Source organism: Bartonella tribocorum CIP 105476 (genome assembly GCF_000196435.1).
GTDB lineage: Bacteria > Pseudomonadota > Alphaproteobacteria > Rhizobiales > Rhizobiaceae > Bartonella > Bartonella tribocorum.
Genome location: NC_010161.1, coordinates 242,554 through 257,813, shown reverse-complemented (window position 1 = coordinate 257,813; position 15,260 = coordinate 242,554). Strand labels below are relative to the sequence as shown.

Below are 15,260 nucleotides of genomic sequence, written 5' to 3'. Positions count from 1 at the left end.
CATGAGAGTTATGATTCAATCTCTCTCTTTTCACAAGCCTGTTTTCTTAAGAAAAAGATTATTCTGGTAAAATTTATGATAAAAAATGCAAAAATATGGATCAATGTTTTTTTTGCAACACAGATAAAAAGAAACCATCTGTTTGTGTGGTTGCAGGTGACAAAGTCAATCCATAATTTGAAAAGACTGGTTGCACAGGAGAAAAACTAAAATGTTTCTGCCAAAGTGCCTGCATATCTATTGGATAAAAATGAGAATGTTGTTGAAGAAAATGGGAAATTTGTTCCTCATTTTCATCTGCAAAAAGAGAACAGGTAATATAGACTAAGCGCCCATTTGGCTTAAGATATTCTATCGATTCATTCAAAATAGCCCTCTGTTCTGTTTGGCGTTGTTTTACCTGCTCTAATGTTAAACGCCATTTCGCATCTGGACGACGACGCCATGTTCCGGTCCCACTACAGGGTGCGTCTAATAGAACTCTATCCATCTGGCCTCTTAATGACTTCAATTCTTCTTTTTGTACTCGCGTTTGTACATTACGAACACCAGCGCGTCGAAGACGATCAAAAATAGGCGCTAAGCGTGCTTTATCGGAATCATAAGCATAAATTTGCCCACGATTGTTCATATCGGAAGCTAAAGCTAATGTTTTGCCCCCAGCACCTGCGCAATAATCTAATACCTGCATGCTTTCTTGCGCTTCCACAAGGTGAGCAACAATTTGTGATCCTAAATCCTGTATTTCAAAGTGCCCTTTTTGAAAAGCTGGTTCTACTTGAACATTGGGATGGCGATCAAATTTTTCAATCGGAGCAACTCTTAAGGCTTGCCGAAACCATGGCAAAGATTGAAGTTTGGTTTTTGCTAACTCTTTCAACACCTTTTCTGGTGTTGCCTTTAAGTTATTTACCCGTAAGTCTAAAGAAGGACGCGTTGCTAACGCAGCAGCTTCAATGATCCAATTATCACCAAATAAAGGACAAAGATGTGCTTGACACCATTGAGGAATATCACCACGAATATAGTCTGGTGCATCCACTAATTGCCGCCTTTGCCACGATTTGCGCTGTTTATCCTCTAATAACTGCGGAGCAAACCGGTCGCCTTCTAACGCATTGTCAATTTGCTCCAACGTCATTTTTCCAGTATCTAACAAGGTAGCAAAAACAATATCCCGAATATCAACACTCTCCATACGCCATTGTAAAGAATATCGTCGTCTTAAAACATCATAAACGATTGTACCAATGGCTGCACGATCACTTGCGCCAGCAAAGCGATGAGAAAGTCCCCAATCCTTTAAAGCTTCACCCACGGGGCGATGCCTCATTTCTATCTCTTTGAGAACATCTATTGCTGCTTGCAAACGCCCACCTAATCGCATTCATTTCTCCCATTAAAATAATAAAATTCTAAACCGTAAAAAAATAATATTATCTTCTTATCGCCAATGAAACCTGTTTAAAGCTATCAAAAATTTACATTCACTTTTAAAATGAGCTGAGCATACTTCTTTATAAAATCCAATTGAGTGTATCTAGATTTTTCTTTTCATTTTCTGATCATTGGCTTTTTATCCTTCTAAAATACATAAAATCCTCTTACGCGAAAAGATACGCAGCCATCCATAAAGAACTGCTTTCCGCCATGCATTACGAAAGAAACAAACTCTTTATTAATTGCGTACAATGAAATTTTTTCGATTTATGTACACAATAGGAAAAATCAAATATCTTCTATCTTGAAAATATTATCCCACTGAAAAAATAGAAAAATCTTCTCACAAAATGAGACAAGCTCATTTTATTCTCAACCAAAAATTAACTTTTTAGAAAATGCTTGGAACCACTATTTGGCATGACCGTTTTTACTATACTGGCAACTGCCAGACAATTTAAAAGGAGAAAATAATGACTTATAATAATGGAAAAACAACTTCATCTAAAAGCCGTCATAATACAATACCCTCAAACAATGGCAAGAAATCCGTTCAAAGTGATCCGACAAACACTCGCCAACGCGCGTCAAAGACGGAACGCAAGACAACAAAAAGTTAATTCTAGCTTTATATAATCTACTTCACATAGTCTCAAAAGAAAGAATTGGAGTTTTAGCCTCTAATTCTTTCCTTTTCTAGATTATGATACCAAATCATAAACAAAAAAAGAACCATCTCTTCTTTTGTTCTCGGAATATTTTACATCTATGCGATATGATGCTAAGCTCTTATTCCTTCAAACGGGTCCCCGATAATTTGGACTCTCCCGTGTGATCGAAACATCATGCGTATGACTTTCATGGAGTCCCGCATTGGTAATACGAACAAACGTTGCTTTTTTACGAAACTCTACGAGATCTTTTGCTCCAACATAGCCCATCGAAGCACGCAGTCCACCAGCAAGCTGATGGAGAACTGATGCTATAGGACCTTTATAGGCCACTTGCCCCTCCACACCTTCAGGAACCAACTTCAATTCATCACGGACATCATCTTGGAAATAGCGATCTGCCGATCCTCGTGCCATAGCACCAACAGATCCCATACCCCGATAAGCTTTAAAAGATCGACCTTGATAGAGATAAACTTCACCAGGACTTTCTTCTGTACCCGCTAAAAGAGAACCGATCATCGCTGCACAAGCCCCACCCGCTAAAGCTTTAGCAAAATCACCCGATGCTTTGATCCCACCATCTGCAATAATGGGAATGCCCGCTTTTTCAGCAACTTCTGCAGCATTCATAATAGCTGCAAGTTGAGGAACACCAACACCAGCAACAATACGCGTTGTACAAATAGAGCCAGGACCAATACCAACTTTTACCGCATCTGCACCACTGTCAATCAATGCTTGCGTTGCTTGAGCGGTCGCGACATTCCCAGCAATAACAGCTGGAGAGGAAGCCATCTTTTTAATCCGTTCAACAGTTTCTAGCACACGCTGAGAATGTCCATGCGCTGTATCAATGACCAACACATCAACACCTGCGTCAATGAGGCGTTCAGCACGCTCAATCCCATCATTCCCAACACTACTAGCCGCTGCAGCACGCAAGCGCCCTTGAGAATCTTTAGCCGCATTTGGATTTAATTTTGCTTTTTCAATATCCTTAACTGTTATCAGGCCGACACAACGATTTTGTTCATCCACAACCAATAATTTTTCAATACGGTGATGATGTAAAAGATATTTTGCTTCACTCAGTTGAACATTTTCACGCACTGTGATCAAATTTTCATGCGTCATTAACTCATAAATTTTTTGTTTTGGATCCGATGCAAAACGAACATCTCTATTGGTCAAAATGCCAACAAGTCGTCCCGCTTCACCTTTAACACTATTTTCAACAACTGGAATACCTGAAATGCCATGAAAGCGCATTAAAGCTTTCGCTTCTTCAAGTGTTGCATCAGGCCCAATTGTAACTGGATTAACAACCATACCAGATTCAAACTTTTTTACCTGGCGAACTTCTTCAGCCTGCTCTGCAGAAGACATATTACGATGAATAACCCCAAGACCACCAGCTTGCGCCATAGCAATTGCCAAACGCGATTCTGTTACCGTATCCATTGCAGCGGAAAGTAATGGCAAATTGAGCTTAATATCAGCTGCAATGCGCGTCGTAAGATCCACTTGACTAGGCATAACAAGAGAATGACCGGGCTGTAAAAGTACATCATCAAAAGTCAGTGCCAATGCCCCTGTTCCCGTTTCAACAATCTTTGCCATAGCAAAATTCCTTTTATAATAAAAACATTATAATAAAACACCGCATGGAGCTTGAAAATACAACTGCGGTTCTCGTAGGGTAGATTGGCAAAAAATTATGCCACGCTACAAACAAAATGAAAAGAAAAATAAATATTTTTTTAAAGCGTGGTTTATAAAAATTTACAATTGTGATTCAATCGGTAACCAACTTATTATTTTTGTAAATGCGCGCCGCCAAAAATTGCTTTCTGGCTCAGAATCGATGCTATATTTTTTTTCATTTTCAATAAAATCCCAATAAATACGATTATTGTCATCAAGACGAAGATGATAGCTCATTTCCCCCGTCGTTTCTTCACAAAACAACAAATCTAACCTCGCTGTAATGGGGGCACATTCAAAAAGAATGCCCATTTCTGTATTGAGCGCTGCTGATCTGGGATCAAAGTTTAAAGAGCCAATAAAAGCTGTTTTACGATCAACTAAAAAAGCTTTGGCATGTAAACTCGCTTTACTCGATCGAAACAATCGTAACCCATGAGGGTTGCCTTCCGCTTTTAATTCATAAAGCTTAACACCACTTTTTAACAGCGCCTTACGATACGGGACATAACCACCATGCACTAATGCTACATCCGTCGCGGCTAAAGAATTGGTGAGAATTTTGACATCAACACCTTTTGAAACTAAATCGCTAAGATTCTGCGTACCAACCTTCCCAGGAACAAAATAAGGCGATGTAATCTGAACCGTTTTTTGGGCATTTCCAATAACCTTTGAGAGAGCCTTCATAAGCCAATTACTTGCTTTTTTACGCAATGCTTTTTCTGGAGGGTCAGAAAGAACAACAACTTTATCAGCTAAAAATAACCGCTTTCCTGTCTGGATAAAACAATCAAAGTTAATGTGCTCTTTGACATAATCTAAATAAATTTTTGCAACCTTAGAATCCCGAAATTTTCGTAATTTATCCTTCCAGGAGCTAAGATCGCTTGCGCTTTTAGCAATAACCAAAGTATGAATTGGCAAAACAACAGCACTATTCCAAAAATCATCAAAGATACTTTCCACCTTTTTAACAGAGGGACCGATTAACATCAAATCTAAATCTCGAAAATGAGATTCTTCAGCAGCATCAAAATAAGAATCTGCAAGATTACGTCCTCCTACAAAAGCGACCCTTCCATCAACAATAAAAGCTTTATTATGCATTCTCCGTGTTACAGTAATTGCCCGTAATATAATCTCTAAACCACGGCGTAAACCACCTTTACGCGATCGCCCTGGATTAAACATTCTCACCTCAATATGAGGATGTTTATCAAGCGCAATATAAGCTGGATCACGTGCCTGAGCGTTAATATCATCCAAAAGAAGCCGTACCCGAACACCCCGATCAGCTGCCTCAACTATTTCGCTTAATAATAGGCGCCCTGTTAAATCATCATCCCAAATATAATACATCAGATCAAGGCTACGCCCAGCCTCTGCCGCGCCTATTGCACGAACACAAAACGCATCCAAATTGCTGATGATAAGGGAAAGCGCATCTTTATCAACTCCCAATCCATTCTCTTTCTCAGCCAATTGACTAACGATACGATCAAGCTTGGTTTCGTCTTTCTGAATAGGCAACGCATAAGAAGATTGTCCCCTAGCACTTTTTACAAAACGCCCATAGGTATAAATTGCCAACATAGACGCAATAAAAAAAAAGAAAAGAAAACCAATAAAAATCTGTAAAAAATTCAAAGAAGATAAACTTTCTATCTTTAAGCTATCGCGTCACCAGTGATACGAACCAAAATACTAATACTTCATCTTAACCGTGCAGTAGATAAAATGCCACTTCTTGCTTAAAAGAGTATAAACTTAATATCCATGATGACAAAATCTTAGCTGAAATATTTAAAAGCTTTAAAAAATATCTCTCGGTTTTAATAAATATCAATTTAATTAAAATTGTATAAAATGAAACAAACGATAAAATAGTCAAATAAAGCTTATACTTGATTTATAAATCTACACAATCATCCTCAATAGATAAAATTTATAATAAATGGTTATTTTCTTTTAAGTACATCCTACTGATTTTATCAAAAGCCCCTCTACTTTTTTTTGAAAATCATGTTGGTCATAAAAAGAGATTTGTTATGAATTTTACTTTCGTTCTTGATTTCTTACAGCTCTCAATTCTTCCATTTTTCTGTAAAGTGTAGAGCGACCGATATGAAGGCGGCGCGCAATCTCACTCATATGCCCCTTATAATGTTTAACCGCTTTCTCGATAATATCATGTTCCATCTCTGCAAAAGTACGCACATGCCCATCGGTATTCAAAAATTGTATCGATTCTTGTTTATTATCTTCTTGCATATTACCCTCAATGATATTTGGAACACTCATTAATGAATTTCCCATTAATTGGGGAAAATCTCGAACGGTTAATAACGGTCCCTCACTGAGTAAAATCGCACGAAATAAAAAATTTTCAAGCTCATTTCTATTGCCAGGCCAATCATACTGCATAAGCAAGGAAAGAGCTGATCCTGCTAAACCATGGACATGTGATCGCCCTGTTTCTGTTATGATGCGGTCAATCAAACGTTGTGTGATCTCTGGAAAGTCATCCCTTAATTCTCGTAAAGCAGGAACGCTAATAGATAGATGAGAAAATTGTTCAAACAAACTATGCAAAAAAAAGTTTTCTTTAACCAAGTTCTTTAAACGCGATGTTGAAATAGCCATGATCCGAAAAGGGAAAAGTTCTCCTTTTGTATCCCTTTCCCTTTCTTTAAGATAATGAGCAAACCGCCTTTGCTGTATGGGCTCAAGTCGATCAATATCACAAAGGCAAAGCGTTCCTTTTTCAAGTGAAGAAACCAAGGGGAGGAATTCTTTAAACCAATGCTGATTTTCTTCTTCTGGATCAGCAATTGCTGAACATTGAAAGCGAATAAAAACGCCCTCTGCAAATAAACCTTCATGATGAATAATCCGAGCTAAGGTCTCACGACCTGTTCCCACTTCACCCTCTATCAAAAGATTCTGTGAAGTCGTTGCTGCTGTTCTCGATTGCTCTAAAACGATCTGCATAGCTCTACTTTTTATGCAAAGATCAGAAAACCGTAAATGATTCTCTTTCTTTCGCCGAATATCTCGAACCTCATGCTCCAAGGCAGAAATAAGAGCAAGAATATCCAAAGTAACTCTTACGCGTAATAATGTTACTGGATGAATCCAATAATCAATAGCTCCAGCTGTTAAAGCTTTCTGGAGTAAATCCTGATTCTCTTGTTGTGCTATCACAACAATAGGCACAGAAACACCAGCAACTCTAATCATTTTAATCAAATCACTCACACTCAAATCACTCATAACGACATCTAGGAGTGCAAGCACAATGTTTTTACGTCTGTGTAAAAGATCAATTGTACGGAGACCATTTTCTGCTTCAATGACACGGTAACCAAAACCTCGGAGCATAGCAGAAAGCTCTATACGCCTTCCATAATCTTCACTCGCAACAAGAATGGGACCAACCATAATGTCAATAATCTCCTTTGAGACTACTCATGAGACTATCCAGCGGCTTAATGTAAAAATTGTTGTAAACCATAAGAAATATTTCACCTCTTGTGTTTCACTTGCACATTTCATCAAGCTGCTAATTAAATACAACATTAAGGCATTTTTTTCCATTTTTTTTGCTTTTTCATTGATTTTCATCAAATTTTTCATATTGACTCATGGTATAATTTAATAATTTTATAGGAAATAGAGAGCAAAATAATCTAAATAGAGTGAAATAAATGAAACATACCTATCATATTTTATGTCTTACAATCACAGCTTTGCTATTAAGTGCCTGTAGCTTTTCGCAATATTATAGCCCCAATATGTCAACTGGAATTGATGGAAAATGGGTTGATGAAAATGGTATTATTTCTTCTTTCCACAATGGTGTTTTTGAAACACGCGCAGCAGATACAGAAGAAAAACTATCAGAAGGAGCATATAATTATCTCGATGCCCAAAATATAGAAATTGAAATACGTTCTATTCTCCGTGGAACAATTTCTAGAGTCAATTGTACAATGTCATATGACGCCACACAACTTCTCTGCACCTCACATACGGGAGCACAGTTTTCCCTTAAGCGGAAAGCTTCAACAAAGTAAAAGTGAAACCTCTCTTAATTAAGAATAGAGGGGGTACATACATCAAACAGGAGGTGATCCCTTCTCCTCCTGATAGAAAATTCTTTCTAAAATACGCAAAGAGACTGATATAGTCTCTATCTGTAGAACTTTCTAAACATTATAAAATGAATAAAATAATCATTTTTCTCCACAAAATATCAGCAAAAAGCCCCTTCACAATAAAATTGTAACTTTGTATCGTTCAATCTGTTTTCGCCTAAAATAACATCTTACCTGATAGGGAACTTTAATCTAAGCAGCACCGATGCGCAAAAGATCATGGAAATGAACAATTCCTATCGGTTTTTTATCTTCAACCACGAAAAATGCACCAATATGATGATCATTAATAAAAGCCATTGCTGCACCAACAAGTGTATTTGGCTTTACAACTTTAGGAGCTTTGGTCATCACCTCATCAACATTAAATTTTGATAAATTAAAATGAATGTTCCGTGCAAGATCACCATCGGTCACAATTCCGATAAGTTCACCTTTTTGATTAATAACACCAACACAACCAAAATGTTTTTCTACCAAAACATTCATCGCTTCAGTCATCGCTGTTCCCTGCATAACCAAAGGAATACAATCACCCTCATGCATAATATCACACACGTATTTAAGGCTTGCACCAAGAGAACCACCAGGATGATATATTTTGAAATCGGTCGCGGTAAAGCCACGCATTTCTAAAAGAGAAACCGCTAATGCATCTCCCATTGCCAATTGCATAATTGTTGAAGTTGTAGGCGCTAAACCATGGGGGCAAGCCTCTTCTATCTTTGGTAATAAGAGAACAATATCAGCTTGTCGTCCTAACACAGAGTGTTCACTTGATGTTATTGCAATAAGGGGGATACGAAAACGCGCCGCATAACTCATAATGCCACTTAACTCTTGCGTTTCACCAGACCATGATAAAGCAAGAATAACATCATCAGACCCAATCATACCAAGATCACCATGATTGGCTTCTGCAGCGTGAACAAAAAAAGCAGGTGTTCCAGTTGAAGCTAAGGTTGCTGCAATTTTTGTCCCTATATGACCACTTTTCCCAAGCCCCGTAATGACCACATGTCCACGGGCATTTCTAATGGTTTGAACAGCCGCTTCAAAAGAAGATGAAAGACTTCCAAGAAGAGCTGCTTCAAGGGCTTCAAGCCCTTGCTTTTCACTGGCAAGCGTTTTAAGCGCCGATGCAACAGCACCCTGCAAAGCCATATGAGAAAATGGTATTGTCATAATCAAATTCAATCAATAAAGTTAAATGAGAGATCTACATCATTTTTCAACTGTAATGGTTTCCAGTAAATTTTTCAATGAGGCAGAAACATGGCTGTTCATATCAGCACGTGCCAAAGAAAATGCAACGTTAGCTTCAATAAAACCAGCTTTAGAACCGCAATCAAAAGTGCGCCCTTCTAATTGCAAACCCCAAAAATCCTGTTCGTTTGAAAGCCTTATCATCGCATCTGTTAGTTGAATTTCATTTCCTGTTCCTCGTTCTTGAGTGGAAAGAATATTAAAAATTTCTGGCTGCAAAATATAACGTCCATTGATGTACAAATTTGATGGTGCCGTTCCAAGCGCTGGTTTTTCTATCATTTCTGTGATTTCAAAACCATTGGCAATCTGTTTGCCTTTCCCCACAATACCATATTTATGGGTTTCTCTAGGATCGCATTCCTGAACTGCTATAATATTTCCACCCCCCGTTCTTTCATAAAGACTCATCATCTCAGAAAGGCATCCCTTTTTCGCTTGTATCAACATATCAGGTAATAATAAAGCAAAAGGTTCGCCTGCAACTAATTCACGCGCACACCAAAGCGCATGCCCTAACCCCAAAGGTTGCTGTTGACGTGTGAAAGAAGTTGTCCCTGGCAACGGCTGTAAACGGTATAAATGCGCAAGATCTTCTTTTTTCCCACATTCAGCAAGTGTTGTATATAATTCAACTTGCGCATCAAAATAATCCTCAATGACTGCTTTGTTGCGCCCAGTCACAAAAATAAAATGCTCAATACCAGCCTCCCGTGCCTCATCCACAACATATTGAATAACAGGCTTATCAACAACTGTTAGCATTTCTTTCGGTATCGTTTTTGTCGCAGGAAGAAAACGCGTACCAAGACCTGCTACGGGAAATACTGCTTTCCGGATTTTACGCAAACTCACCCTCCTCAATGAATTCATATAACCTTTTTGTTTATCACATGTTTTTATGAAATAGTAAAAAAGATATCTTATTGTTTTGATTATCCTTATAATGGGTAATCAAAAATGTAAAAGAGAATATGAAAATTTATTGAAAAGATTAAACGAATTATTTGTTGCAGTTTTTTCCTCTTCTTGATCATATTATCGATTAAACTAAATACAAAATAAAGTTATTATACATCTGATAAATTGAATATTAATGGGGATTTCAAAATGCAAAAAACAGAATTGAAGACTTTCTCTTTTTTAGAGAAGTCAATAAATCGGAGAACGCTTATCACTGGCTTTGTCGTTCTTTTGTCTGCTTTTTTAATATTTTTTGCATCCTTTGCATATGCTGATAGTGGATTTAAACGCTGGATTAAAGAGTTTAAAAAAACAGCTATTGCTCATAATATTACCCCCTCTACGTTTCATATGGCTTTTAAAGGTGTTAATGCCATTGATCCAGAAGTTTTAAAAAGCGCCGCATACCAACCGGAATTTGTTGCTCCTCCATGGAATTATTTTGATAATCGTGTCCATGATATTGCAATTTTGGAAGGACGGCGCCAAGCAAAAAAATGGAATAAATGGCTTCTTCAAATTGAAGAACGTTTTGGTGTTGACCACAATATTCTGCTTGCTATTTGGTCAATGGAAAGCAATTACGGAAAAATTTTAACCAATAAAAGTGTCATGCGTGATACCATTCGCTCACTTGCAACCCTAGCCTATGCTGATAAAAAACGTACAAAATATGCCCATACACAACTGATTTCTGCTATGAAAATTCTACAAAGTGGTGAAATTCAACGCTCTCAACTCACTGGATCTTGGGCCGGCGCATTGGGACATACCCAATTTATTCCAAGCAGTTATCTCGCCTATGCCATTGATATGGACAAAGATGGACGGCGTGATATCTGGACCTCTGTTCCAGATGCTCTGGCGACGGCTGCTAATCTTCTCCACAAAAATGGTTGGCAACCTCACCTTACTTGGGGAATAGAGGTGAAAGTTCCCCAGGGGAAAAAACTTCCTGAAAGCTGGTATTCCTTTGAACAATGGAAAAAATTAGGTGTAAAATGCGCAAATGGGCATCCTCTTCCTCCATTAACTGAACAAGCAATATTAAAATATCCAGATGGAGCCAAAGGACCTATATTCTTAGTCACAAAAAATTTCTTTGTTATAAAACGTTATAATAATGCAGATCGTTATGCTTTTGCTGTTGCCCTTCTTGCTGAGCGTATTGCTGGACATCCTGGATTAGTGCATGATTGGCAAAGACCTTTTCAACCCCTTACCTTCCAAGAATGCAAAGAACTGCAATCGCGCTTAAGTGCACTGGGCTATTATAAAGGGAATGTTGATGGAAAAATCGGAACCGCCTCCCGCAAAGCAATTAAAGCTTTTCAGCTACATCACGGTTTAAAAGCAAATGGATATCCATCCTCTCAAGTGCTTTTTCTCCTTCGCAAACAATAATGGAGCGTTAAGGTTTTGTCTCTTTTTCGTCTGATATACTTGATATTCTTGCTGTTTTCACTTTCTATTGTGGGAATCATACAGCCATCCCCAAGTCACGCAACCAACTTCTTCAAATGGTTGTCACAACAAAATAAACCGACACAACAACCACCGCAAATTATAGAACAAAAAATAAACAAGCCGCAAAAAAAGATCGTAACACAAAAAAATACACAAAAACTGAAGAACGAGAATGCAAAACCCATTCTTATCATAGGGGATTTTACAGCTTCTGCTGTTGCCGAAGCACTTAAAAAGTTTTTTGCGGATAATAGCGATATCGCTATCATAAACAACACAATGCCTGCTTCTGGCTTAGTTCGAACGGATTATTATTCTTGGCAAAGCAATATTTCTAAACTCATTGATCAAAATAACCCCGATGTTATTATCATGATGATCGGTGCAAATGATAATCAACCCATCACAGACTCTTATAGCATAATTAACACAGATCAGTCAGAATGGATGCGCATCTACAAACAAAGAATTATCGAAATTGCTGAAAGTCTTCATGCCTCTGGAAAATCATGGATATGGATAGGTCAGCCTTCTTTTGGAAATGACCTTTTGACACAAAAAATAAAAATTTTTAATGCGCTCTACAAACAAGAAACAGAAACGGCAGGAGGGTATTTTCTCGATATCTGGAGTGGCTTTAGTGATGAAGAAGGAAACTTTTCTTTTTCAGGCTATGACATTCATGGGAAAAGAGCCAAATTACGTACCAATAATGGCATGCATTTCACCTCTGAAGGAAAGAAAAAACTTGCCTCTTATTTAGAGAAACCATTGAAAAATATTTTAAATTTTCATGCCTCTTCTCATGACGGAATATACTCAACCGATCAAACACTTCAAAAACTTATACAAGAATCAGAAAAACAAGAACCAAGTAATATTATGCGTCAGCCTCCGATGAGCCTCGAGGATATGACACAACAAAATACCCACCTTCTAGGTAGAAGAAAATCAAGTTTTATAAAAAAATCATGGTTTCCGCCAAATGGGCATCAAAAAGATCGAGCTGATAATTTTTCTTCCCCATAATGTTGATTTAAAATATAATATCTCATTCTCTCCATAAACAAAAAGCGAATAAGATAAAAAATACTGTTTATAGAACCGTAAATGAAAAGAAAATTTGCATAAATCGCAACTGCATCTTTCGAATAATATGAAAACGGCATGGTACTTAACCATACCGTTATCGTTTATAGTCCACGTTTGTTAATCATTGCCTCTGGTAAAGGCATCCGTCCCCGAAAAGCTTTATACAGTTCCTCTGGATCGCAGCTTCCCCCAGCAGAATAAATAAAACGCTTTAAAAGATCAGAAAGCTTTGAATTAAAGACATCACCAGTTTCTTCAAATGCTTGAAAAGCATCAGCATCAAGTACTTCCGACCACATATAAGAATAGTAACCAGCAGCATAACCATCCCCTGCAAACACATGCATAAAATGCGCAGGACGATGACGCATAATAATTGTATCAGGCATTTGTAACTTTTCTAATTCTTTATGTTCAAAAATTGTTGGATCAGTGACTGTTTCTCCTTGATGAAAAGCCATATCCACTAAAGCTGATGAGATAAATTCAACAGCAGAAAATCCAGCATTAAATGTCTGTGCCGCCAAAACTTTATTGATCAATTCTTGTGGCATCGGATACCCTGTTTTTGCATGTATAGCATAAGATTTTAATATCTCAGGTACGGTTAACCAATGTTCATAAAGTTGAGAGGGAAGTTCAACAAAATCACGTGCAACAGATGTTCCCGCTACAGAGGGCCATGTGACATCAGAAAGCAAACCATGCAATGCATGCCCAAATTCATGGAAAAGTGTACGGGCATCATCAAGTGATAAAAGTGCAACCTCCCCTTTAGAGGGTTTAGCAAAATTACAAATATTGTAGATAACCGGTTTTTGTCCACCATCCAATTTATGCTGCGATTGCAATTGGCTCATCCATGCACCGGACCGTTTTGAAGAACGTGCAAAATAATCACCAATGAAATGCCCAAGTAAACTTCCATCAGATTTCTTTACTTCCCACAGACGTGCATCAGGATGCCAAAGTGCAACAGCATTTTTTTCTACAAAAGTAATGCCAAAGAGTTTTTCTGCTACCCCAAAAGCCGCTTTAATCATACGATCAAGTTGAAAATAATATTTAATTTCAGCGCTATCGAAAGAAAGTTTTTCAGTGCGAAGCTTTTCAGCATAATAACGCCAATCCCAAGCGGCTAAAGATTCATTGCTTCCTTGATTTTTGGCAAAATTTTGTAATTCAATTTGCTCAATAGAAGCTTTCGCTCTTGCGCGCTCCCATATAGGCATAAGCAAATCCATAACGGAATCAACACTTTTAGCCATGGTATTATCGAGTTTCAAATCTGCGAAAGATTTATATCCCAATAATTTAGCCTGCTCATCTCGAAGCGCAACAATCTCTAAAATAATGGTTCGATTATCATTCTTGTTATTATTTTCACCACGTTTAGCCCAAGCTTGGAATGCAATCTCACGCAAATCACGACGATCAGAGAATTTTAAAAAAGGTTCAACAATCGAGCGTGCTAGTGTTAATGCATAGGCTTCTTCATTGCCTCTTTCACACGCAATTTCCTTCATTGAAGCAATAAGATCTTCTGGTAAACCCGATAAGTCTGTTTGTTTTAAAAATAGAATCCATTCAGCTTCATCGTTTAAGACATTCTGCCCAAAAGTAGCATTTAAAAAAGCAAGTCTTTCGTTAATTTCCACAAGCCGTTTCTGAGCTTTATCGTCTAGTTTTGCACCATGACAAACGAACTTTTTCCACCATAATTCAAGAACGCGTGTTGTTTCACTTTCAAACGTGCCCTGCTGCGACTGTTTATAAAGTACATCTATTTTTGAAAATATCCGCGCGTCCATCATCATTTTTGAAGAATAACGGGAAAGTTTTACAACGACTTCTTGTTCGAGCTGTTGAATCAACGCATTCGTATGAGCACTGGTGCGCAAGAAAAATATTGAACAGACGTGATCAAGCGCTTTGCCACAAAGCTCAAAAGGTTGCAAAAAATTCTTAAGCGTTGGTGGTTCTTGCACCATCGCAATCGCCTCTAATTCTTCTTCGGCTTCTTGAAGGGCCTGTTCAAAAGCGGGTTTAAAATCTTCATCTTCTATAGAAGAAAAATCAGGAAGACCTGAAAATCCCTTCCAGTCCAGCACTGCTTCTTTTGTCATAATACTTTATGTCTCCATTATAAATTTCAGCTGTAACAATTATCTTTACGACACAAATTGATAATATACTAAAACTATTTCGTGAATTTCAAAAACTAACTTTCAAAGCTCTATTGAATAAAGAATATCTTTAGCTTCATGAGATCAATAAAATAAGAATTTCTACACTTATCAAACAAAATCTTTGATTTATAATGATAAATTATCGTTTTTTATATTGAATGAGAAACTTGAATATCGTAGGATTCTTTCATTTTAAATCATATTATATCGAAGCAATAAAGATTATTCGCTCGCACATCACAAATGAAATTGCCTATTGATAAAAAAACTTGAAGAAAGATATAAAAACGCTTCTTATGAATTTT

11 protein-coding genes are annotated in these 15,260 nt (G+C 37.6%); 4 read left to right on the top strand and 7 right to left on the bottom strand.

Annotation, left to right across the window (positions count from 1 at the left end):
* Nucleotides 1-100 precede the first annotated feature (100 nt).
* Nucleotides 101-1,387 (bottom strand): RsmB/NOP family class I SAM-dependent RNA methyltransferase, encoded by a 1,287-nt coding sequence (locus BTR_RS01000; RefSeq protein ID WP_012230571.1) that lies wholly within the window; start codon nucleotides 1,385-1,387, stop codon nucleotides 101-103.
* A gap of 526 nt (nucleotides 1,388-1,913) precedes the next feature.
* On the opposite strand from BTR_RS01000, the gene BTR_RS13085 reads away from it, so the two are divergent.
* A complete protein-coding gene (locus BTR_RS13085; protein ID WP_169309785.1) occupies nucleotides 1,914-2,060 on the top strand; it encodes a hypothetical protein in 147 nt (48 codons plus the stop codon).
* 177 nt (nucleotides 2,061-2,237) lie between these two features.
* Here BTR_RS13085 and guaB read toward each other — a convergent pair whose 3' ends face one another.
* The 3 genes from guaB to BTR_RS00985 all read right to left on the bottom strand — a co-directional run bounded on the left by guaB (nucleotide 2,238) and on the right by BTR_RS00985 (nucleotide 7,262).
* Nucleotides 2,238-3,734 carry an IMP dehydrogenase gene (gene guaB / locus BTR_RS00995; RefSeq protein ID WP_012230569.1) on the bottom strand — a complete coding sequence of 499 codons (1,497 nt, stop codon included), beginning with the start codon at nucleotides 3,732-3,734 and terminating at the stop codon, nucleotides 2,238-2,240.
* Between the two features lie 162 nt (nucleotides 3,735-3,896).
* Nucleotides 3,897-5,414: a phospholipase D family protein gene (locus BTR_RS00990; protein WP_049776886.1), complete on the bottom strand. Its 1,518-nt coding sequence runs from the start codon at nucleotides 5,412-5,414 to the stop codon at nucleotides 3,897-3,899.
* A 462-nt stretch (nucleotides 5,415-5,876) separates the two neighbouring features.
* Nucleotides 5,877-7,262: a sigma-54-dependent transcriptional regulator gene (locus BTR_RS00985; RefSeq protein WP_012230565.1), complete on the bottom strand. Its 1,386-nt coding sequence runs from the start codon at nucleotides 7,260-7,262 to the stop codon at nucleotides 5,877-5,879.
* 266 nt (nucleotides 7,263-7,528) lie between these two features.
* Here BTR_RS00985 and omp10 point away from each other — a divergent pair, with 266 nt between their 5' ends.
* Entirely contained in the window at nucleotides 7,529-7,897 is a 369-nt protein-coding gene (omp10, locus tag BTR_RS00980) for an outer membrane lipoprotein Omp10 (RefSeq protein WP_012230563.1), read from the top strand.
* Nucleotides 7,898-8,170: 273 nt separating this feature from the next.
* Here omp10 and BTR_RS00975 read toward each other — a convergent pair whose 3' ends face one another.
* Nucleotides 8,171-9,163, bottom strand: a complete 993-nt coding sequence (locus BTR_RS00975; protein WP_012230561.1) for a KpsF/GutQ family sugar-phosphate isomerase — start codon at nucleotides 9,161-9,163, stop codon at nucleotides 8,171-8,173.
* A gap of 39 nt (nucleotides 9,164-9,202) precedes the next feature.
* The gene (locus BTR_RS00970; RefSeq protein ID WP_038473193.1) at nucleotides 9,203-10,093 is read right to left on the bottom strand and encodes a UTP--glucose-1-phosphate uridylyltransferase; all 891 of its coding nucleotides are present in this window, start codon (nucleotides 10,091-10,093) and stop codon (nucleotides 9,203-9,205) included.
* Nucleotides 10,094-10,354: 261 nt separating this feature from the next.
* Between BTR_RS00970 and BTR_RS00965 the strand changes: the two genes are divergently transcribed.
* Together BTR_RS00965 and BTR_RS00960 are read left to right on the top strand one after the other, a co-directional pair.
* Nucleotides 10,355-11,611: a lytic murein transglycosylase gene (locus BTR_RS00965; RefSeq protein ID WP_012230558.1), complete on the top strand. Its 1,257-nt coding sequence runs from the start codon at nucleotides 10,355-10,357 to the stop codon at nucleotides 11,609-11,611.
* 15 nt (nucleotides 11,612-11,626) lie between these two features.
* Nucleotides 11,627-12,703, top strand: a complete 1,077-nt coding sequence (locus BTR_RS00960) for an SGNH/GDSL hydrolase family protein (RefSeq protein ID WP_012230557.1) — start codon at nucleotides 11,627-11,629, stop codon at nucleotides 12,701-12,703.
* 164 nt (nucleotides 12,704-12,867) lie between these two features.
* On the opposite strand, the gene BTR_RS00955 is transcribed toward BTR_RS00960, so the two are convergent.
* A complete protein-coding gene (locus BTR_RS00955; RefSeq protein ID WP_012230556.1) occupies nucleotides 12,868-14,892 on the bottom strand; it encodes a M3 family metallopeptidase in 2,025 nt (674 codons plus the stop codon).
* Nucleotides 14,893-15,260 lie beyond the last annotated feature (368 nt).

Excerpts from the sequence above, each read along its gene's own strand:
- BTR_RS00965 (WP_012230558.1), top strand. The coding sequence starts at position 10,355 with ATGCAAAAAACAGAATTGAAGACTTTCTCTTTTTTAGAGAAGTCAATA.
- BTR_RS00985 (WP_012230565.1), bottom strand. The coding sequence starts at position 7,262 with ATGGTTGGTCCCATTCTTGTTGCGAGTGAAGATTATGGAAGGCGTATA.
- omp10 (WP_012230563.1), top strand. The coding sequence starts at position 7,529 with ATGAAACATACCTATCATATTTTATGTCTTACAATCACAGCTTTGCTA.
- guaB (WP_012230569.1), bottom strand. The coding sequence starts at position 3,734 with ATGGCAAAGATTGTTGAAACGGGAACAGGGGCATTGGCACTGACTTTT.
- BTR_RS00955 (WP_012230556.1), bottom strand. The coding sequence starts at position 14,892 with ATGACAAAAGAAGCAGTGCTGGACTGGAAGGGATTTTCAGGTCTTCCT.
- BTR_RS00990 (WP_049776886.1), bottom strand. The coding sequence starts at position 5,414 with ATGTTGGCAATTTATACCTATGGGCGTTTTGTAAAAAGTGCTAGGGGA.
- BTR_RS13085 (WP_169309785.1), top strand. The coding sequence starts at position 1,914 with ATGACTTATAATAATGGAAAAACAACTTCATCTAAAAGCCGTCATAAT.
- BTR_RS01000 (WP_012230571.1), bottom strand. The coding sequence starts at position 1,387 with ATGCGATTAGGTGGGCGTTTGCAAGCAGCAATAGATGTTCTCAAAGAG.
- BTR_RS00975 (WP_012230561.1), bottom strand. The coding sequence starts at position 9,163 with ATGACAATACCATTTTCTCATATGGCTTTGCAGGGTGCTGTTGCATCG.